Origin of the sequence: Aquimarina algicola (assembly GCF_006443095.1) — a bacterium.
Taxonomy (GTDB): Bacteria; Bacteroidota; Bacteroidia; order Flavobacteriales; family Flavobacteriaceae; genus Aquimarina; species Aquimarina algicola.
In genome coordinates this window covers 37682-59574 of sequence record NZ_VFWZ01000010.1, presented here as the reverse complement: position 1 = coordinate 59574, position 21893 = coordinate 37682, and the positions used below count along the sequence as shown (strand labels likewise).

Below are 21893 nucleotides of genomic sequence, written 5' to 3'. Positions count from 1 at the left end.
ACTGGCATTAAATATAACGTATTACATTTCTCATCTCTTGTCATCAAAGTCATAGAATTACAATCTTGCTTTTATAGAAAATAACAATGGATATAATCTATCTTTTGAAACGTACATACCCTGATCAGTATCAAGAGATATCATTTCCGGAAAAATCTCATAGGGTGAAGCATCATGCTCTTTAAGATATTCGATCGTAAGCCCTGCCTCTGACAAAGAAGACACCACTTCTCCCAACCCATGATTCCAGCCAAATTCTTTGCTAATCATATTTGCATTTGTATCTGCATAAGTACCTTGATATTCTTCATAGATTACCTCTTTTTGCTGATACCCATATTTCAATACAGGAGGGTGTTGTAAATAATCAAACATCCAAACTATTGGATGAAATTCTACCATATAAAACACTCCTCCATTTTGTAATCGTTCTGCTATCATTTTTGCCCATGGTTTTAAATCAGGCAGCCAACCGATTACTCCATAACTTGTATAAACGATATCAAATTTTTCCTCGACAAAATTAGAGGTTTCCAATACATTGCAACACACAAAATTTGCGTCTAACTCAAGGTCTTCATTAAGTTTCTTTGCTAACGTAATCCCATTTTCGGACAAATCAACACCCGTACATTTTGCTCCCATTCTACTCCAACTCAAAGTATCCTGGCCAAAGTGACATTGTAAATGCAATAATGACTTTCCTGAAACATCACCAAGTGCTTCTAGTTCATATTTTTTTAAAGAAGTTTTTCCCTTCTTAAAACGATCAAGATCATAAAAATCACTACTTGCATGTATAGCTACTTTTTCATTCCATGTTTCTTTATTTGTGTCAAAATATTTCTGAAATTCTTTAGACATAATTTTAAGGGTTTCGTTAGATTTGACTTTCATAAATTTAAAAAAGTATATGGATCGTTACACCTTGCAAGATCTTATAGAAATGCCGTCTAGATATCGTGCTAATTTAATCAATAGTTGTACAGGGTATAAATCCTGTAATCTACTTGCTACTAAAGGTAAAAATGGAATTACCAATGTCGCTATTTTTAATTCTATTATACATATCGGCAGCAACCCACCTATGTTGGGTTTTATATTAAGACCTACTACAGTTCCCAGAAACACATACAAAAACCTTAAAGAAACAGGTTTTTTTACTGTAAACCAAGTACACAAAGATCAAATTACAGATGCTCATCATACTGCCGCAAAATACGATGAGAACATTTCTGAATTTGAAAAAACGAATCTTGAACCAGAATATCTAGATGATTTTTATCCTCCTTATGTACAAAACAGTCCTATCCAAATAGGATGCAAATACGTAAATGAATATCATATCGTAGAAAATGACACACTTCTAATTATCGGAGCCATTCAACATATACATCTTGATAACAAATTATTACACAACGATGGCTGGGTTCAATTAGACAAAGCTGAAACTGTGTCTTGCATTGGATTAGACGGGTATGCCTTACCACATTTACTAAATCGTTTTCAATATCCAAAACCAGACAAATCAACTCAATCTTTATTTGAGAAATAACTCTGTTAAAGTAAGTCCTTTATAATTTTATCAAAACCTTAAGACTTGGTTTTTTTGTAACTATTGCAAAGGGATTTTTTATTACCTAATTTTAACGTGAGTTCTATATAAAAACTAACGAACAGAAATTAAGGTATCAGCATAATTTTCATAAGATTAACAGTAAATTCTTGTGGTAAAATAATATCAGATTTCTTCAGATAACATAAGAACTCCCACTAATTATCTATGATGAAATATTCTATAAAAGATCTCAAAAAAATTCCTGATTTTGTAAATGTTCCCGATCAACAATTACAGTGGCTCATCGACAAATCTTATATACAAACCTTCAAACAAGGTGAATATGTTTTAAAAAAAGGAGAACCTATTGATAATTTATCCATTATTCTAAAGGGATATATTGACCTAAAAATACAACAAAATGGAAATTATAAATTAATCAAAAAAATGGGTCCCAATACAATAGGAGGTGTATTACCATTTTCTCGTTTAAGTTCTTCTATAGGGTATAGTGAGGTAATTGAAGACTCAGAAATATTATTTCTCAACAAATCTTTTTTCAGAGAAATGGTAGCAAATCATTATGAATTAACAGAAAGCCTTGTACATCATATGACGTCTAGAGTTCGAGAGCTTACACGTGATAATGTACAATCAGAAAAAATGATGGCCTTAGGAAAACTCTCTGCAGGACTTGCCCATGAGCTTAACAACCCCGCTTCTGCGATGCAAAGAAGTGCAAAAGCCTTAAAAAAACACCTTTCTCATGTTCCTGAAAAATTTAAAAGAATTATGTCTATTGATGTGTCTGAAGAAGAAATAGACACAATCAATAATTTAATCTTTGACAGGATTAATAATCGTCCTGAAAATAATATGAAACTCACAGAACGATTAGAAAAAGAAGACGAATTAGAGTTGTGGTTAGAAGAACATGGTGTCGAAAATGCATTTGAATATACTGAAACCTTCCTTGATTTTTGTATGGATGCCACTGTTATTAGTGAAATTCATAATAACTCGCAAAATGATAACTTTTTGGAAGCTATAGAATGGATAGAAGACGTATTAACTACAGAAAAAATTATTGACGAAATAGACGAAGCATCAGATAGAATATCTAGCTTGGTAAAGTCAATAAAGAGTTATACGCATATGGATCAAACTCCCGAAAAAATAAATACTGATATCCATGTTGGTATTAAGAGTACACTCATAATGCTTAACCATAAATTCAAAAGAAAAAATATTGCACTTGAAAAACATTTTGAAAAAGACCTACCGCAACCAAAACTTTTTGTTAGTGAGATCAATCAAGTGTGGACAAATCTTATCGATAATGCCATAGATGCTATGGATCATTCTGGAAAACTGATTATTACGACCAGTAAAGACAATAACTTTATCAAAATTACAATTACAGATAATGGGCATGGAATCCCCGAAGAACATATCAATCAAATTTTTGATCCTTTTTTTACTACCAAAAGTATCGGCAAAGGGACAGGAATGGGACTAGAAGTCGTACAACGAATTATCAATCAACATAATGGCGAAATAAAAGTAACATCCAAAAAAGGTGAAACTACCTTTACTGTTTGCTTACCAATTTTATAAAAGTAATCAGGTATGCTAAACAAATTTTAATAAGACATATGATCTAATAAAAAGTTGAACTGATCAGGATAACTTCAGTTTTTAGCTTATATTGACCTATAAAAAGAAGCAACACACAATGAAAAAACCTATCATATTTGCACTAGATGATGATGCGCAAGTATTAAGAGCTGTAACTCGTGATTTAAAATCAGAATACCGTACAACTTATAGAATTATGAGTACTGATTCTGCAAATGATGCTCTAGAAGCTTTGGAAGAGCTAAAAAGAAAAGGAGAATCGATTGCCTTATTTCTCGTAGATCAACGAATGCCAGAAATGTTGGGAGTAGATTTTTTAGCCAGAGCCAAAAAATACTATCCGGAAGCAAAAAAAGTACTTTTAACAGCTTATTCTGACACAGACGCTGCGATTAAAGCAATAAATGATGTACAATTAGACTACTATCTGACAAAACCCTGGAACCCTCCAGAAGAAAAACTATATCCAACACTAGATGATTTACTTGATGCATGGCAACTTAATTTTAAACCAGAATTTGATGGTATTAAAGTTGTGGGGTATCAATTTTCTCCAAAATCTCACAATATCAAGGATTTTTTATCCAGTAATTTATTTCCATTTCAATGGTTAGATATAGAAACTAATGAAAAGGCAAAAGAGTACACATCACTTTATAAACTAGATACAAAAGACATGCCCGTTGTTTCTTTACAAGATGGAACTTGTCTTAAGAATCCGGATATTGTTGAACTTGCTACTGCATTAGGGTTAAATGCTGAACCAAAAGAAAACTTATACGATGTTGTCATTATAGGAGCTGGTCCTTCTGGGTTGGCTGCCGCCGTATACGCCGGTTCTGAAGGTCTCAATGCCTTATTAATAGAAAAACATGCTCCCGGAGGACAAGCCGGAACCAGCTCTAGAATCGAAAACTATTTAGGTTTCCCTAATGGACTTAGCGGACAAGAGCTTACACATAGAGCGATTACTCAAGCCAAAAGATTTGGAATTGAGTTTTTATCACCACAAGAAGTTACTTCTATCTCTGAAGAAAATGGGTATAAAAATATTACATTGGCAGACGGCAAATCTATTTCTACCAAAAGTGTTATCATAACAACCGGTGTAAATTACAGAAGATTAGATGCCGAAGGTATAGACAACTATACCGGTGCTGGTGTATACTATGGATCTTCTATGACAGAAGCCCAAGCATGTTGCGAAAAAGAAGTATACATTGTAGGTGGTGGTAATTCTGCCGGCCAATCAGCAGTATATCTATCTAAATTTGCCAAAAATGTATCAATAATCATTCGAAAAAAAGATTTGAGCAGTAGCATGTCTAGCTATCTTATCGATCAAATTGATGCAATAGACAATATAAAAGTTATCGGCAATACCAATGTAACCAAAGCCCATGGAGAAAATGATCGCCTTACAACTCTTGAACTAACCAATAAAAATACTTTAGAAACAAGAGAAGTAAAAGCTGACGCTATTTTTATTTTTATTGGGGCCAAGCCTTATACAGATTGGATAAAATTAGACATCATCAAAAATGAAAGAGGTTTTATAGAGACAGGAAGAGATTTAACTCGATACGATAATTTTAAAAAAGTATGGAAAAAAGATAGAGAACCTTTTTTACTAGAAACCTGTAGCCCGGGCATATTCGCTTCTGGAGACGTGAGAGCCGGAGCTATGAATCGTGTGGCTTCTGCTGTAGGAGAAGGTGCTATGGCGGTCAAATTTGTTCATGAATATCTAGCAGAAACCTAAAATATAATTTTATATCATTAAAATATAACTCATTAATGCATGCAAACAAATAATCATGGCACTAAAAGCTAAAATATGCGAACATCTTAAAAATTTTGATAGTAGCAGTATAAAAAAAAGTAGTACGCATCAATGTGAAGAATGTATTAAAACCGGAAGCACATGGGTACATCTAAGAACTTGCCAGCAATGTGGGGTTACTCTCTGTTGTGATTCATCTCCAAATAAACATGCCAGCAAACATTATCAAATGCACCCGGATCATAACATCATAATATCTGCCGAACCAAATGAAAATTGGGCCTGGTGTTATGAACATAAGTCTTTTTTAAAATTTTAATTCCTACAATTTAATATGAGTAGACCTGATTTTGAGAACATTACTTCTGGAAAAGAGTTTAATAATTGGTATTGGTTAAAAAAAGAAATGGTCGATATCTGTAAACGTAGTAATCTCCCCTATTCTGGCAGTAAATTTGAACTTAGAGACAGAATCATGTATGCTCTTGATCATCAAGGAAAAATCAAGCCTAAAAAACCCAAAAACAAAACAACTTCAAAATTTAATTGGGCAAAAGAACAACTTACCTTAGACACTATAATTACTGATAATGTTTCCTTTGGTCCAAATTTTAGAGGTTTTATGAAATCTCAGATTGGTACCAAGTTTTATTGTCATGGTGATTTTATGGATTGGGTTAAAAGTAATTTAGGAAAGACACTTCAAGATGCAATCCTTCAATGGGAAATTTTAGATCAAAGAAAGCAAGACCCTGATTTTAAAAGAGAAATTGCTAAACATAATATGTATTGTCAATACATTAGAGATTTTTTAGACGCTAATAAGGGGAAAAAATTTGCAGATGCTAAGCATTCCTGGATGAAAAAAAAGCAATTACCAATGCACAATGGTTTTGTAATATATGAACAAACTGACTTAGATCTCATATAACATCCTCGTGTTTCTGTCCCAATGAAAAAAGCTTAACTTAATACTTAGTTATTTTGAATACGAACTGCGGGTAAGATATAATCATTTAAAATTTCAAATGGTATTTCTTCCATCTCAGGAAACAGATTATAATTACCTCCGGTAAAAGTTACGGTCACATCTAATTCAGGTATTATAATCAAAAACTGCCCTCCATTTCCCCAAGCTTCTATCGTTTTCACCTTTTTACCATTTACATTTCTTTCTAACAACCTCCATAAATATCCATATTCTGAACCTTTGGGATGTCCTCCACTTATATGAGGTTGGGTTGATTCTACAATCCAAGATTCTGTAATAAGCTGTTCTCCTGCATATTTACCTTTGTCTAACACCAGCAACCCAAACTTGGTAAAATCGATAGGTCGTAAATAAAAATTACCTGCTAGATATCCTCTTCCTTGAGGAGAAGTGAGCATCTGAAAATTTTTAATCCTCATAGGAATTAAAATCTTCTCATAAATAAATAATGGTAAATATTGATTTGTAGAATGTTGTATAACACCGGTAAGTAAATTACATCCTCCCGAAGAATACACATATTTCTCTCCGGGCTTATATTGCATTGGTAAATCTAATTTATAAGCAACCCAGTCATCATTATCCCATTGCATTTTATCTTCGTCTTCTAATTGTATCCCTGTACTCATCGTTAGCGCATGGTGAACATTAATCATATTCTTTTGCGTATCTTCTATGTTATAGTCTGGATAATAATCTGTTAAAGTACTATTGACATTCAAGTCTCTTTTTTGCATCATAGCTTTACCTACTGCCAATGAAGCAAAAGATTTGAATGCAGATCGTATATCATGTAGATACGCTCTATGATACCCATGAAAGTATTCCTCAAATACTAGTTTTTTATCTTTTGTAATAATAATACTATGAATATGATTCAGTTTTTTGATCTTTTCATTATTCATGAACTCGAGCATTGATGTATCTATCCCTACTTCTTCTAATGAAGCTGTCTGAATTGAATCATCAAATGGTTCCGGAATTTTATATTCATATTTTTCTGTCAATACTTTTGGTAAATAGCCTTCTAGCTCATTTTCTTTAAGTTTTGTCAATTGTATTACCCGTTTACCCCCAGTATTACCATATTTTAAAGAGAGGGATTTTGATGTGGCCTCATAAAATGCTGAAATACCAAAACCATCATTGGTGATTTCAAAATCAATATCATTACCATCAAAAATTACTTTTTTGATGGTAAAATGTAAATTTCGGTTTTCTTTATTACTTTGAATTTTAGCTTGAATATCTCCTATAGAATCACGATAAAACTCTAGATAAACTTTATAATCGGTATCTATGATTTCGTGTTTATGTATTTTGGAAATCCACCTATCTTCGACTTTTTCAAAATCTAAACTTTGTGCCCATAGATCATCTGTTAATACAGCATGGAGTTCTTGCTTATCTTCTGATTGAACGGCATCAAAACGCAACCCTGAATCACCTTCAAATTGAAGAGTATTACCATTTAAAACTAAAGAATAATCAAATTGCTTACCATTTTTAAATAAAAAGGCTTCTCTTGGTTGATCAGTTGGCTTTAATATAATTGAATCATAGTAAGATTCGGTTTGAAATAAAAGTCCTGACCAAACTCCAATCAATTCTTCTTTTTTAAAATTTGGACTTTTCTCAGCACAGGAATAAAAAAAGATTTGAACGATGAATAGTAGCAGAAGGTGTTTTTTCATGAGTACCTATTATCCAACAAGGTCTAAACTAAATTAAGATCTTATTGGCTGATTTTTGATTGATTAAATAAACGTATAAAAATTAAGTTACATTCTGTCTTTTTGATGAAGTGTTTAACTTTTATATAGGATATTATAGTACTTTATTGTGTTGAATTGTATAAGTAATATGATATAATGAATGACTTCAAAGTTTTGCCAACATGCTGCTTATCAATTGAGTTTTTAACTCATTAATCAATCTCTCCTATGTTTTATTAATTTTCATTTCGATTAATGCAGAAGAATTTTTGTAAACATCGGATAAAATTAAAATCGTATAATCTTCTATTTCAAAAGTAAAATTACCTTTGAGTTTGATATCAGAGCTATAAAAATCAAATGTTTTTATACTGTCTCTTACTTTTATTTTCAAAGTATAGTGCACATTAGAAAAATAACCTCTGTTATCCTTGAATGGAGGTTCATCATATCCTTCTTCTTCAAAAAATTGAGTTATTTCTACCTCTACTAAACCATCCTGATCACCTATTGTTGCACTTCTATTACTAGATAGAGCGAATGGTTTTCCAAATAGAGCCTGTTCTATAATTAAGTATTTATTGTCATTTTCAATTGCAAAGGTCAAAAAGTAATTCTTATATATTTTGGTATCATAGTTTTTACCTGTACCATCATTATCTATGTAATAATCAGCAATAACTTCATCATTATAATCGTCACTAATTCTTAGGTATATATCTCCAACTAAATGTGCCTTTGCTTTCTTATCATATTCTTGAAGTAATGTCTTTATCTTTAGATTTTGAAACTTTATTGGTTCACTATGTCCTTTTTTGAGTGATATCTTTTTCACACTTTCTTGTGCGATTATATCACCTGACATTAGTGATATTACCATCATGAATAGAGATATTATTATTCTCATTACAATACTTAATTATTTTGATGAGAGGCACAAGTACCCAGAATAGATCATATAAAAAATGTAGAACAAAAATTTTGTTTTATAAGGTGTTCTATTTTCTTAATTCGCAATAAATCTATTAAACGATTGCCAATATTTATCTTTATAAATATCGTATTTAAGGTCAATCTGATCCTGATACTTTTTTTGAATATTATATAAAACTTTAGATGGTTTTCTAAAATCTACACAAGCAAAATAAATTTCTCTAATTGAATCTGCAGTTTGCCTACCAATATTCAAATAACCATCTGAATCTTTTAGTTCTATAGTGATTTCATCTTCTATTTGGTTTAGAAGTTGGTATGTAGTTTTGTCTGGCATTCCGTTATTATTTTCTCCATCATATTTGATTTCAATTGTTAAAATCCAAGGATGAGAAGCTTTACAATCCCAATCCAACACATCTGAATTTACAATTGCAAGCAACGGAAACCCATTCTCTAAAGTCCCTTCTAGGCTTGAATAGCTATCATTATCAGTGTTATGTCTAAGTCCTTTGTATTTTTCTACAAACTCCTTTTCTCTCCAAATTAAAAAATCTTTTAATTTAGAAATTGGAATGAGCTCTTTATCTGCTTGATCTTTTGAAACGACAACCATATTATCTATTGTTGTAACAGAATTTAATTCTCCTAGATAATTATCAAGAAAAATGTATGTTCCATTTATTATGGTTGACTTATCTTTTTCGTTATATTCATTATGTACAATTACGATATCGATCTCATCAGGGTAGTTCTTATGGTCGATTGAATAGAATGATAAATTCTCACTGTCAAAAGTATACCCGCCCATATTAATGCTTACATTTTTTATATCCAGTGCTGGTTTTAATGCTGTAAATCTCCAATTACCAATCTTGGGTGCTGCTTGAACAAGTTCTTCTACAAATACAATATTATTGATCACTCCATCAGGTGTGATGACCAACTCAGGCGTATTCTCATTATACATTCCTGCCAAATACCAGAATCCTTCTTTTAATTCATTTAATTTTGGCGCAAGTTTATCGAAGAAATCACTTTTAACATCACCTTGTTTTTTAATAACATCATGAAACTTTTTTTCATGCTGCTCAAACCAATTCCAGAAATCTGAATACGACTGTATAGGTTGCTCTTTTTTCTTAAATAGTGATTTAAAAAAACTCATATGTAAATATTTACTTTTTTATGTTTTGTATGTGACTTATTTCCTATTTTGATAGTTTTTATAAAATATGTCAATAATTCTCTAAGGTAGCAAAATTGTTATAAATTCATCAAAGGGCTTTTGAGATTAGCCAAAACTAAAATTCATACAAAAACAAATAATAATAACTAAACCCTATTTGTTTATTCACCTTAATCAGTAAAATTTCTAATACATTCTTATATGAACAGTTGTCATTAATCATAGAGAATTCTTTGAAAAGCAATTAGCTAAAAAAACATAAAAGTAAAACACTTAGTATCTCTCATTGTTATTTCTTAAGCTTTCAATTATCATAAGAGATAGTTTCTACTATATTTCCTTGTTTATCATAGGTTTTCCATGTTCCAATTTTTTTTGAATTTTGCTTTGTTCCTGTTTTATACATCTTCCCATTTCGAAAATATTCAACATATTTTCCATCATCTATATCATTTTTAAATTCTCTTTCACACCTTAATGTTCCATCGTCAAAATAATATTTCCAAATTCCATTTTTTTTACCATCTAGTTTTTCCCCAACTTTCATTATGTTTCCATTTTTGTAATATTCAATTTGTTTTCCATTTGCTTTATTATTCAAATTGTTTTCAATACTTGCAATCTCGCCGCTATCATAATAGCTCTTCCATTCTCCAGTTGCTTTTCCTTCATCATCATAATGTTTTAAATATTTTAGAATCTTACTTTCTTTAAAGTAACTTTTCCAAGTACCAATTTTTAGTCCATTTTTACAATATCCTTCCATATACAAAACTTGTGAATAATCACTTTTTTGATATCCATCTAGAAGGCCTTCTTTATAATTTTCTATAGCTTGTTGTTCTCCATTCTCGTAGTATGAAATCCACTTTCCTGTTTTTTCTTTATCAATAAGCTGTCCTTCTGTTTTAAGATTTCCTGATGGGTAATAGTCTTTAAAATATTCTATATTTTTTGTCTCTGTAACTAGGTTTTTAGAGTCTTCTGATGTGTTTGTACTGTTATTAGTTTTACATTGAGCGAGAGAAGACAAGACTAAAACGCCAAGAAAAACCAGATTGATTTTGTTATACATCCAATAAATTTTATGTTTATTATTTTAATTATAATCAGAGCTAAAAACGATCTTTTGTTTAAAAATCTAACTCTAATTGTAAATTTTCTAAATTTTTACAATCATATTAGTATAAAACTCTAAGATCAAAATATCGGAGACTAAGTTACTTGATTTTTATTGAATTAATATCTTCTAAAAATTGTCTATACACTTTTTTCAAATATCAGAGTAGTATTAATCTGAATAGCTTAGGTTCATTTTCATTACACTCAATAAATGATTTTTTTAAGATAGAATCGATTAAAAAATAATAGCGATTTGAATTAGAGTTCAAATCGCTATTATTTCTCAATGTTGATGATATCTCTTAAGATATTTGGGTTTACCTATACACAAGTTTTATAAATTGGATTCACCTATAAAGAAATATAGTTTTCTTAATGAAGCATCTCTTTTAGGAAATAATGCTTGCATTCGTTCATCTGTTCCCATTTGCTGCAATCCTTCTTTTGAGTCAAAATAAAAACGATGTATTTCATCAGGTTGTTCTATATTTCCTTTTGATTGGAAAGGAGCTATAAAACGTTCGAAGTGAGTACCAAACTCAGGCATGATTGCACAAGCATCATTATGATATTCTTCAAACTGCTTCACATATTTCTCTCCTTCATTAAAGTAGATCAAAGCAACACCATAAGTTTTGGTTTGATCTCCAATTTCTTTTTTAAATTCAAAATCAGTATTCTTACTGGTAAAAATTGAAATATCTTTAAGAGCAGGAGTTGCATATTCATTTCTAATCTTTATATATTCAGAATCTTTATTGAACTTATTAAATACTTCAATGTTTGGATAACTTGCAAAATGAATTTCATCCGGCATTTCTAGTTTTCCTTTTACCAACATTTTTGGTTTGATAATGCGCTCTATTTTTCCTCCATATTTCTCTAAAATTGCGCCTCCTTTCTTTTTATATTTTTCAAAACGTGCTTCTTCTCCATCTTTTATATATAGTAAAGCAACATTTACGATTTCTTGATCTTTCATTTTATCTATTTTTGTTGTGCTTTTTGAGTTTTGAGCTTTTACCATACATGACAATAATAATACCCCTACCAAAGTAATAGTTGTTATTTTTTTTAAATATGCCATTTGTAGTGATTTAAATTAAATGTTCCATTTGCAAGGTCTCTTTTATAAGATGTTCTTGAATTGGACCAATTTTGTCATTCAACTCATTAGTATTGTAATCTACACCTACGGCTTGTCTTATTAACCTATTTCCTTTTGGCATTTCGATTACTTTTAAAATAGCATCTGGGATTTCCTGTGGATTGGGCGAATCATCACTTTTGAAAAATTGATCAAAGTTTTGAAGCATTGTTTTTGGAACACTTGCCATTTCTCCATAACTATCTAAAGCCGTTTTATCGTCTTCTTTTGGTCCACTGTACAATAAACCTGACGGATACGGCCCTGGTTCTATAACAGAAACATCTACCCCAAGAGGCTTTAGTTCATATTTTAGTGCTTGAGAATAAGCTTCTAAGGCAAATTTACTAGCACAATAAATGCCAAAATAAGGAAACACCAATCGTCCGGCTAATGATGAAATATTAATAATCAATCCATCTGAAGACTTTTTTAACAAAGGAAGAAATGCTTTAGAGGTTCGAATCACACCAAAGAAATTAGTATCAAATTGTTCTTGTACTTGTTTTATACTATATGCCTCTGTAATGCCAACATACATCATACCTGCATTGTTTATTAAAACATCTAGTCCTGTTTCTTCTTCAGTAAGAATTCTATTAACTAAATCATTGGTAGATGTATCACTAGTCACATCGAGTTCTGCTACTGTAATCGAAATATTTTCTTCTGAAGCAATAGTTTCAAGTTGTTCTTTTTTGATACTGTTTTTTCCATTGATATTGCGCATCGTTGCCCAAACGTTATAGCCTTTTCTAGCCAATGTTAATGCAGATAAATAACCAAGTCCGTTACTAGCTCCTGTAATGAGTACTGTTTTCATGTTTTCATGTTTTTTTGTTATCGATACAAAGATGAAAACAGAAAGACAGGAAGTGTTTTATGATTAGTTCAAAGTTTTGTCTAAATGGGTCATTTTATAAACTGTTGGAGAAATCCCATATTTATTTTTGAATGTTTTTGAGAAATGAGAAACATTTGTAAACCCGCATTCATAGGCTATATCTGTAGTTCTTAAATCTGTTGACATAAGTAACTTAATGGACTTTTCTAGTTTTTTCTCACGTAAGTAAGCAGCTGGAGGGGATTTATATATTTTTTTGAATTCTCTTTTAAAAGTAGATAAGCTTTGATTATTTAAAACAGCTAGCTCTTCTAAAGAAATATTTTCATAATAATGTGCTGTTACAATTTCTTTAAAGGAATGTAATGTAGGATTAAACAGATTAGAAAGTATAGATCGAATTGTAGAAGCATTTTTGGTCTGATTTAATAACAAGATGATTTCTTTAAGTTTCAGGATTAGTATTTCATCACTAACTAATTCTGGATTCTTAAAATAAAATAAAATATCCTCAATATACTTTTGAATTAAAATATTGCTATTAAGCTTAGACATCCCAACATCTAGAGGCAGTTGTTGCGTAAGAAATTCTGGTAGCTTATTTTCATAAATCTTCATCAAAATGTCAGGATAAAAGTGAACAGCTAGCGCTTGATATGTCTCCGAAGCTTTTGAGGTACGCATATCACAAATGTAGTTTCCGCATTTCATCAAAAGCGATTCTTCTGCTTCTACTCGAAGTCGTTTGGTCTCAGAAATAGAATTATATTCACCTTTAATTATATACAAAAAACAAGCCTCATTAGACATTAAATTGGGCTTTTTGTATGGTGGTTTTAAAATAATGGTTTCAAATAATAACTTTCCAAATAGATCTATAGTTTTATAGTCTTTTACCATTTTCCTTTTTTTGTTAAAAATACGTCTTAAAAGCTATCTAGTGTTTAAAAATTGGTTCAGTTTGTTGTCTATTCAGGTCATATTTAGAGCTACACAATACATTATAGAATGTATTTTATGTTTTAAATTAATAATTATAATGTAAACACAAATGATTTCAGCTTTAATTTATATAAAAACTTGAAATAAGAATAGAAATAAAATCAAATAGATTTGATAGAAAAAGAACTAACTTTTACTAATAAACTAATATAAACTACCAAAAAGAAATGCTATTAATATTCTACTAAAAATAAGGGTAATTTAAAATAAATGAAATGAGATATTTGATTTCTAAAGACAATACATTTTATAAAAAATAACTTTAGTTAGAGTGTATTTTTCATCAAATATTATGCTACTAGGTTTAAATGTTAAAACGTGTTGTCAATTATATTTTATTTATCAATTTTATTCGCAAAATATAGTATTTACTAATAATCAAAGTAGCTGTTAGTTTTCTATTTCATAATAGGCTGATACAGTAAAAATTATACTTTTTAATCTTAATAATATGACACAAGAAAAAAAAGCAGCTAGAATAGCATCTATAGATATCTTAAGAGGTTTGGTGATGTTAATCATGTTAGTAGATCATGCAAGAGAACATTTTTTTTCTCACCATCCTGTTACAGATCCATTAGATATTCAAGAAGTTAGTAGCAGTTTATTTTTCACACGTTTATCAGCTCATTTATGTGCTCCTATTTTTGTTTTTTTAACGGGGTTATCTGCTTGGTTATATTCAAATCCAAAAAATAAACCACCTAGATCAGCAACTTCATTTTTACTAAAACGAGGTCTATTTTTAATTCTTTTAGAAGTTACAATTATTAATTTTTCGTGGTCCGCTTCTTATCACACCTTGTATTTACAAGTGATATGGGCAATCGGAATTAGTATGATCTGCTTAGCTTTGTTAATTAAACTTCCGAGAGTTTGGATAGGAATTATTGGTTTTATAATTGTTTTTGGACATAACATTTTAACTCCAATTACATTTGACAAAACAGAGTTAGGCTATAATTTTTGGACTATTTTACATGATAGGGGATATTTACTAACAGATGGTTTTATAAACATTAGAGCTTCTTATCCTATACTACCATGGATAGGAGTAATTTTATTAGGATATTTTGCCGGCCCTCTTTATCATCATCAAGTAATAGCAGCAAAAAGACAAAAAATATTAATATTTCTTGGGTTCTCTTCTCTTGCTTTACTAGCAATATTAAGGGGCTGGAATATCTATGGAGAGACATTACCTTGGCACACACAAAGTACTATTATACAATCAATAATGTCTTTTCTGAACTATACAAAATATCCTCCTTCTTTACACTTTTTGTTGTTCACCTTAGGGATTGGTTTTTTATTGCTTTCTTATTTTGAAAAAATACATGGTACTGTATCAAAAATTCTAAAAGTATATGGTTCAGCACCTATGTTCTTTTATATTGTACACCTATACCTTATTTTAATTGTCCATGGGATTTTATTGCTTACTGTAGGAGCAAATCAAGGTAGGGCTTTTGGAGTAAGTCATATCTATCAAATCTGGTTGATTTCTATTGCATTATCATTTTTGCTATATTTTCCAACCAAAAAATTCTCTGAGTATAAACGTAAAAGTTCCTCAAAACTGATAAAATACTTCTAGATCATCTTTTGATTTTGCTACTTTATTGAATAATAAACTGCTTTACATAGACATTTACTTATATCTAATTTATAAGGTTTACCTTATACTTTACCTGAACCCAAATCACATTAGTATGCCTATTATTATATTTTGATAATTGAACATGAGCAAATTGGCTATTCCAGGTAACTGAAACAGAAAAGTTGCGATCTATATACAATGTTGGACTAATCATAAATCTATTTTGATCAAACATCGTATAATTATCCTCTTTTCCTATATTAACAAATACCTCATCTCCTACTAAAAATGATAACTTTTCAAAAAAATGACTCTTTGAGAACTGAATTGAAAAAACATCAAGCATTACAAAGTACCTAAATCTAAAGTGAACTTTATTCTCATTCATCATATCATCAATAAGGGATGTAAAGAATCGCTGCTCTATTCTTATCCTCTGATTTACTTTAATATTACCAATCAAATGTTTGTAAGTAATTTGCTGGTGAGGGCGTAATTCTGTTTCTTGCACTACTCCGGAAGTATATTTTCCTAAATACGCTATACCGCCAGAGAGTCTTACCTTCGGATAGATGTAATAACCAAAACCGGTTCTTATTACATATTTTGTAGGTTGACCAAAACCATCTCTCCATCGATACCCAATATCAGAGCTCCACAACCATTTTTTTGTCAATTGAATATCTTGATGATATTGAATCCATTGTTGATGATCATATTCAATCTCTTTTTTTTGGGCAATAAGACTTTGATTAAAAAATGGTAGAAAAACAACTCCTATATACGCAACAAAAGTTATTTTTTGACCTATACATTTAGCATTCGTATACCTGAAAAAGTAATCTTTAGTAGTATAAAAACAGGTAACAAAAAAAAGATATAAATGTCGCCTTTTTATAATAGCCACTATCAATACAAACATATTTTTCTTTTCGGTATACGTATTATCAGTATGTCTTGTAAAAATAGAATTGTATTATTTTGATTCCTGTATCAAATATTACTGTGCGATTAATAGTTTTTGATTAAGAACAACAAAAACTTGTACAAAAAGAATAATTTAATGTATTGTATTGGTTCTTGCATTCTTAATTTGAGAAAGTGCCCGAGCCTGAAGAATAGCCATACACAATACTATAAATGCTATAATCGAAATCATATAATTACCTGGTTTTGTAATTGAAAAAGGATTCGTTATAACCAAAATAATACTTGCCAATACCCATAATATATCCTGAATAATAATCCATATTATTGCCAAACGCCTTTGCTTAACAATTTCTATAATGATTGTAATAGCAAAGAATAACAAAACAATACCTGTCACCCAAAATGCGGTAGTACTCGATACTCCAAAAAGATCAGCTATATATCGATTAAAAATAATCAGTAATATTCCACTGGCAGAAGAAAAAATACTATTTGCTAAAAGAGACTTTTGTAAAATATTCATATCATTAAACTTTTTACAAAGGTCTTTTGCTTATATCTATTTTCTCTTGACAAATGTTAAGAAATTTACTAGATACCTGTTCTTCTAAGTCTACTTAATGATTCTGGCGTAATCCCAAGCATAGATGCAATGTATTGTAATGGTACTCTATTAAAAAGTTCTGGCTCTTCTTCTAATAATGATTGAAATCTTTGTTGTGCAGTGGTGTGCAGTTGTTGAAACATTTTTCGTTCTAATAATGCAAATGATCGTGCTAATAGAATATTATCAAACTCAAGCCATTTGGGTTGTGTTTTACACAATTCAAAATGTTGTTCCCTGTCTAGTAACCATAAATCTGCATTAGTGATAGCTTGGATATTCCAAAAGTTATGAGTTTGAAAAACAAAACTAGATACCGAAGTGATAAACATATTACTACTACCTATCCAAAGAGTAATTTCTTTACCATCAACAATATCAAACATTCGTAAATATCCACTCTCTATAAAAGCCATTTTTTTACATAACGTTCCGGATTTTAGAAAATAGTCTCCTTTATTAAGGGTTACTTTTTTAAATGAAGAAACAATCTTCTCTAAAGAAAATGTATCAATATGTACTTGCTCAGAAATACAATTTTTTAATTGTTTCATCTCATATATATTTTTGTATGTATCCAAATTTCGGCAATGTAACTATATTTGATGTAGTGTTCGTTAAAAAAATAGCTCTTGCATGGCTTCTTTTACAAAAACAATGGATAAAATAATACATTAAATGTTTTTTATTACTAGTAATAAAAAACAAAAAATAAATTTAATCATTTATTTATCAATACTTTGCATTTTTACTCCTTTGTTAATTTTTTTATAATGCAAAATAGTACACTTTTTGGGGTGTCATTTACACATTCATCGTTTTTCGTTAGTTATTCGTCTTTTTTTTTGGGAAGCCAACAATAGTTTAAATACCTTTCTTCTGTAAATTTTTGATTCTCATAGTGTTTTAGAAATAAGGTTGGTTCTCATTTCATTCAAAATCAATCTGTCCAACTTTATAATTCTGATGATACTATTATAAATCAAAATTGTGATGTCGCGTATCACTATTACTACATTTTTTGATCTAACAATGAATACCATAAAAAATCAAAAAATGATGCCCAGATTATACTAGTTCTCTATCTGGCATTCTTATTACCAAATCAATATTCTTGTCTCTTTTAATAGAGACAGGAAATATTTAAAACAATTATGGAACAAATAATCTTAAAATCAATTTTTTAAACATGTACACACAAATCAAAAACATTAAAGCGATCACAATTATAGCCCTAATGACACTCTTTATTATCTCATGTAATAAGGAAGATGTGCAAGAAGATGAACTAAACTCGCTAGAAGATATCACTGATATTAATAGTAAAGTAAATGGCTTAAAAAACCCTGCATCTGTAATGTATGTAGAAGTAAATGATAATGATATGCGTAACGTGGGAGCGTATACATTACCCAATGGAAAACCCCTTTTTGATATCGGGATCATTTTTGCAGCAAATATCAATTATAGTAGTTCGCAAAATAAAGCTGTATTATTCTTAAACCCCCAAGTAAAATCAGTATTAAAAAAGAGAAAAAATACGATTCGTCCCTTACAGAATAAGGGGATCAAAGTGTTACTTTCTGTCCTTGGTAATCATCAAGGTGTTGGTATTGCTAATTTTACCTCTAGGGCTTCTGCCAAAGATTTTGCCAAACAAGTAGCCAAAGTAGTCAAGAATAATGGATTAGATGGCGTTGATCTTGATGACGAATTTTCAAAATATGGTGAGAACGGGCAACCACAACCTAACAAAGATTCTTTTATGTGGTTAATACAGGAACTTAGAGCAGCAATGCCCAACAAGATAATCACCTATTACAAAATTGGTCCATCTTCAAACTATTTACAACAAGGTAATAAAAAAGCAGGTAACTTTTTAGATTACGCTTTTCAACCTTTTTATGGCCGTTATGATGCTAATATTTCTGTACCTGGTATGGGCAAAAGCAAACTCGCCGCTGGCGCTGTAAATGTACAAGAAACTTCTGCTAGTGTAGCCGCTGATTTTGCACGAAGAACCAAGAATGACAATTTTGGTGCTCTTGTGATGTACAATCTAGACGGAACAGATCGTACCAGTTACCTCAATAGCATATCGCAAGGATTGTATGGAAAAGAAACCAAATTAACAGGTACATTGAGAAACTAAAAACATGAACTCATCCGGATATAACTCACAAAATGCAAATATCGCCTTCTGTTTCCTTAAAGATAATTAAGGTTTTCTTTGTGATACTTGCTATGGCATATCTAATAGCGTGAATTATTATATGCATCGTCACGCCCTCGGGTCTTGAGCATCCGGATGAGTTCTTCATATACTTAATGTGTTTTATGAATTGTTATCATATTAAGTATGTACCAAGAGGAAGTTCTGATACGCTAAGAACTCATTAATTAGAAAACACTTTGTGTTTTCTCTATTTTTTTGAAATTTTGATAGTCAACCATAATCCCTAAGCCATCATACCCCTCACACACTGTTTGTTTTTTTAGGGACATTGGAATATGATGATGTTCAGAATTTCCTCTTTTTTTTTATTACTTATAATAAAAAAGTTGTTCATCTTCTTAAACAAAGTTTGTAATACCAAAACACCGGATCTTATTACAAAGTCCGGTGTTTTACTTTTTTTAGGATATTACTTAAGATTCCTCTTATTATTCTTTTACAAATTTCACAGATTTATCTCCTACAATTAGAGTATACATCCCGGGAGTTAAACGCTCTACATTAACAATTACATTATCTCCTCCTGATTGTACCTGATGTTGCAACATTACTCGCCCAAACATATTTAATACTTTAATAGTATGCGTTCCTTTTTTAAGCTTTGAAATATTTAATACATCATCTGTTGGATTGGGGTACATCAATTCTCCTAAAGAAGAAGACGCATTAGAATCAAATACAATATCATTAGAATACACCTTACTATTCGGGCTCAATATCCAAAAGCGTTGATTTTGATTCGTCTCGCCACATTCCCATTGTTGAAATTGTACATTATTTGCTGTATTGCCTGCCGGTAAATCTATGCATTTACCTGTTTTTAAATTTTGAAAAGAAAACTGACCGTTATCCCTTAGTACTCTTTTCCATTGTTGATCATCATATCCTTTACAGTCCCACTGTATTAGCTTTGTTCCATTGGCAGTATTACCCCCGGATACAGCGAGACATCTCCCTGATTGCACATTTTTGATTTCTGTATATCCATTACCTTTATCTACAAACGTCCATTGCCTTGCTTTGCCGGTACCATTTTGATGATTTACGATTTGAGCCCCGTTTGTAGAATTTCCATTAATTGGAGATACCCACTTATTTGATTTTACAGATTTTATCACATAAGCATCTTCTGGATTACCACTATTATTTTGATCATCTACAAGTTGGTAAGTATGCACCCAATCTACTCTCATTGTATTGATATTATCATCGGTAAGATGGCTTCTTACGGCTACTCCTCCCAAAAAATCTTCATCATCTGTCCATAAATCCCATATTAAATTCAGATTTCGTGTAAAATCTCTGGCAGAGACAACACTTCCTGCGGGTTCTCCATCAAGATAAAATTGAATATTTTTTGCATCTTTCCACCATACACCAACTACGTGATAATCTTCATTCCATCGTACTCCTTTTTTAGGATTATTGTTTGATAGATTTCTATTATCAAAATTGCCATGATTTCTTTTGGTATCTCCATCGACAACATGAAAGTATTGAGAATTCATTTGCCATGGATAATCCGCTCGGCATCCGCAACTAGGCCTAGAGTTATTTTCGATAACATCTATTTCATTTCGGTTATTAATATCTCCATTGTTTAACCAAAAAGTATTAAATGCAGAAAGATGTGCTGTTTTTATCCTACTTTCTGTATACATAGGATATTTAATCTGAGCTCTGGACTGCACTCTCGAACTTTGAAACCATCGTTGAGCATTATTATCGAGTGTAGCCTTAATCCAAAGATTTCCTGCAGTTACTCCCGAGTTTTGCGCTACCATTTTGGTAGGCGTATTCGAATAGTCCCACAATACCTTTTGCCATTTACCGGTATCAAAACCAGTATTGAACTCATCTGACAAGTTTTCTACTTTTTGCCATTTTTTCCCAGCCGGGGGCGTCGGTTGTGCATATGCGCAAATGTATGCGAACAATGCACAAATACTTAACATAAATTTGTGTGTCATAATTGTTGGTTGTTAAAATATTATTACAATAAGGAAAGTAACGCTAAAAAAGAAGATTTAATACTTCTCTATGATTATTTTTCATCTCGTATTTTAACAAATTTTTACTCCTTACTTTATTAATGTAAAGTGTAAAAGTCTAAATGATAAATGTAATTAGGTTGAGTAGAGAAGTTGTATATATTATCTACTCTTTTTATGATAAAGAATAATACCATCTTTATACTCTTAAAATAAATTCTATACTTTTGAAAATCATTAATATTTACACCTCTAAAAATGAAATGATTTAAAACAATACTTACTGCTATTTAAATCATAATATCATGTATTTCTCATGGCCAAATGCTATAGATTTTCAGCACTTTATAAGCTAAAACATACGAGTCTAGAAGATATATAGTACTTGAGGATAATACCTTTTGATGGTTTAATGCAGAAGATCAAGTATGAACAAAAGAAGCTTCTAAAGGATTAAAATAAAAATACTGAAAAACTGGTTCTGTAAATAGTGAAGTAAAGATCTAAAAATCTTAAAAAGTAAAAGTATAGTTGATTTCAGTGTACTGGAGATATTTTATTTGATCATTGAGATGTAAATTCTCTATGTTTTTCCTAATTATTATACTTT

19 protein-coding genes are annotated in these 21893 nt (G+C 30.7%); 7 read left to right on the top strand and 12 right to left on the bottom strand.

What is annotated here, in order from left to right; all coding sequences use genetic code 11:
- Positions 1–57: 57 nt before the first annotated feature.
- Complete coding sequence (locus FHK87_RS24155) at positions 58–897, bottom strand: class I SAM-dependent methyltransferase (RefSeq protein ID WP_226294409.1); 840 nt, start codon at positions 895–897, stop codon at positions 58–60.
- A 16-nt stretch (positions 898–913) separates the two neighbouring features.
- Between FHK87_RS24155 and FHK87_RS24150 the strand changes: the two genes are divergently transcribed.
- The 5 genes from FHK87_RS24150 (at position 914) to FHK87_RS24130 (ending at position 5910) form a co-directional block, all read left to right on the top strand.
- Positions 914–1555 (top strand): flavin reductase family protein, encoded by a 642-nt coding sequence (locus tag FHK87_RS24150; RefSeq protein WP_140597457.1) that lies wholly within the window; start codon positions 914–916, stop codon positions 1553–1555.
- Positions 1556–1783: 228 nt separating this feature from the next.
- Positions 1784–3175, top strand: coding sequence for an ATP-binding protein (locus tag FHK87_RS24145; RefSeq protein WP_226294408.1), 1392 nt, complete (start codon positions 1784–1786; stop codon positions 3173–3175).
- Between the two features lie 118 nt (positions 3176–3293).
- Positions 3294–4958 (top strand): FAD-dependent oxidoreductase, encoded by a 1665-nt coding sequence (locus FHK87_RS24140; protein ID WP_140597456.1) that lies wholly within the window; start codon positions 3294–3296, stop codon positions 4956–4958.
- Between the two features lie 55 nt (positions 4959–5013).
- Positions 5014–5298 (top strand): ubiquitin carboxyl-terminal hydrolase family protein, encoded by a 285-nt coding sequence (locus FHK87_RS24135; RefSeq protein WP_140597455.1) that lies wholly within the window; start codon positions 5014–5016, stop codon positions 5296–5298.
- Between the two features lie 15 nt (positions 5299–5313).
- Entirely contained in the window at positions 5314–5910 is a 597-nt protein-coding gene (locus tag FHK87_RS24130; protein WP_140597454.1) for a DUF6434 domain-containing protein, read from the top strand.
- Positions 5911–5954: 44 nt separating this feature from the next.
- Here FHK87_RS24130 and FHK87_RS24125 read toward each other — a convergent pair whose 3' ends face one another.
- The 7 genes from FHK87_RS24125 to FHK87_RS24095 form a co-directional block, all read right to left on the bottom strand.
- Positions 5955–7664, bottom strand: a complete 1710-nt coding sequence (locus FHK87_RS24125; protein ID WP_140597453.1) for a serine hydrolase domain-containing protein — start codon at positions 7662–7664, stop codon at positions 5955–5957.
- 247 nt (positions 7665–7911) lie between these two features.
- Positions 7912–8592, bottom strand: coding sequence for a hypothetical protein (locus FHK87_RS24120; RefSeq protein WP_140597452.1), 681 nt, complete (start codon positions 8590–8592; stop codon positions 7912–7914).
- Between the two features lie 99 nt (positions 8593–8691).
- Positions 8692–9786 (bottom strand): DUF695 domain-containing protein, encoded by a 1095-nt coding sequence (locus FHK87_RS24115; protein ID WP_140597451.1) that lies wholly within the window; start codon positions 9784–9786, stop codon positions 8692–8694.
- 325 nt (positions 9787–10111) lie between these two features.
- Positions 10112–10882, bottom strand: a complete 771-nt coding sequence (locus tag FHK87_RS24110) for a toxin-antitoxin system YwqK family antitoxin (protein WP_140597450.1) — start codon at positions 10880–10882, stop codon at positions 10112–10114.
- 381 nt (positions 10883–11263) lie between these two features.
- A complete protein-coding gene (locus FHK87_RS24105; protein ID WP_140597449.1) occupies positions 11264–12016 on the bottom strand; it encodes a hypothetical protein in 753 nt (250 codons plus the stop codon).
- A gap of 10 nt (positions 12017–12026) precedes the next feature.
- Positions 12027–12899 carry an SDR family oxidoreductase gene (locus FHK87_RS24100; protein ID WP_140597448.1) on the bottom strand — a complete coding sequence of 291 codons (873 nt, stop codon included), beginning with the start codon at positions 12897–12899 and terminating at the stop codon, positions 12027–12029.
- A gap of 63 nt (positions 12900–12962) precedes the next feature.
- Positions 12963–13820 (bottom strand): helix-turn-helix domain-containing protein, encoded by an 858-nt coding sequence (locus tag FHK87_RS24095; RefSeq protein WP_140597447.1) that lies wholly within the window; start codon positions 13818–13820, stop codon positions 12963–12965.
- A gap of 553 nt (positions 13821–14373) precedes the next feature.
- On the opposite strand from FHK87_RS24095, the gene FHK87_RS24090 reads away from it, so the two are divergent.
- A complete protein-coding gene (locus FHK87_RS24090; RefSeq protein ID WP_140597446.1) occupies positions 14374–15519 on the top strand; it encodes a DUF1624 domain-containing protein in 1146 nt (381 codons plus the stop codon).
- A gap of 64 nt (positions 15520–15583) precedes the next feature.
- On the opposite strand, the gene FHK87_RS24085 is transcribed toward FHK87_RS24090, so the two are convergent.
- The 3 genes from FHK87_RS24085 to FHK87_RS24075 form a co-directional block, all read right to left on the bottom strand.
- Positions 15584–16444: a DUF2490 domain-containing protein gene (locus FHK87_RS24085; protein WP_140597445.1), complete on the bottom strand. Its 861-nt coding sequence runs from the start codon at positions 16442–16444 to the stop codon at positions 15584–15586.
- A gap of 138 nt (positions 16445–16582) precedes the next feature.
- Positions 16583–16975 carry a hypothetical protein gene (locus tag FHK87_RS24080; protein WP_140597444.1) on the bottom strand — a complete coding sequence of 131 codons (393 nt, stop codon included), beginning with the start codon at positions 16973–16975 and terminating at the stop codon, positions 16583–16585.
- Between the two features lie 68 nt (positions 16976–17043).
- Complete coding sequence (locus FHK87_RS24075) at positions 17044–17610, bottom strand: Crp/Fnr family transcriptional regulator (RefSeq protein ID WP_140597443.1); 567 nt, start codon at positions 17608–17610, stop codon at positions 17044–17046.
- A 635-nt stretch (positions 17611–18245) separates the two neighbouring features.
- On the opposite strand from FHK87_RS24075, the gene FHK87_RS24070 reads away from it, so the two are divergent.
- On the top strand, positions 18246–19208 hold the full coding sequence (locus tag FHK87_RS24070; protein WP_140597442.1) for an endo-beta-N-acetylglucosaminidase H: 963 nt from the start codon (positions 18246–18248) through the stop codon (positions 19206–19208).
- A gap of 512 nt (positions 19209–19720) precedes the next feature.
- Here FHK87_RS24070 and FHK87_RS24065 read toward each other — a convergent pair.
- On the bottom strand, positions 19721–21262 hold the full coding sequence (locus FHK87_RS24065; RefSeq protein WP_140597441.1) for an RICIN domain-containing protein: 1542 nt from the start codon (positions 21260–21262) through the stop codon (positions 19721–19723).
- Positions 21263–21893 lie beyond the last annotated feature (631 nt).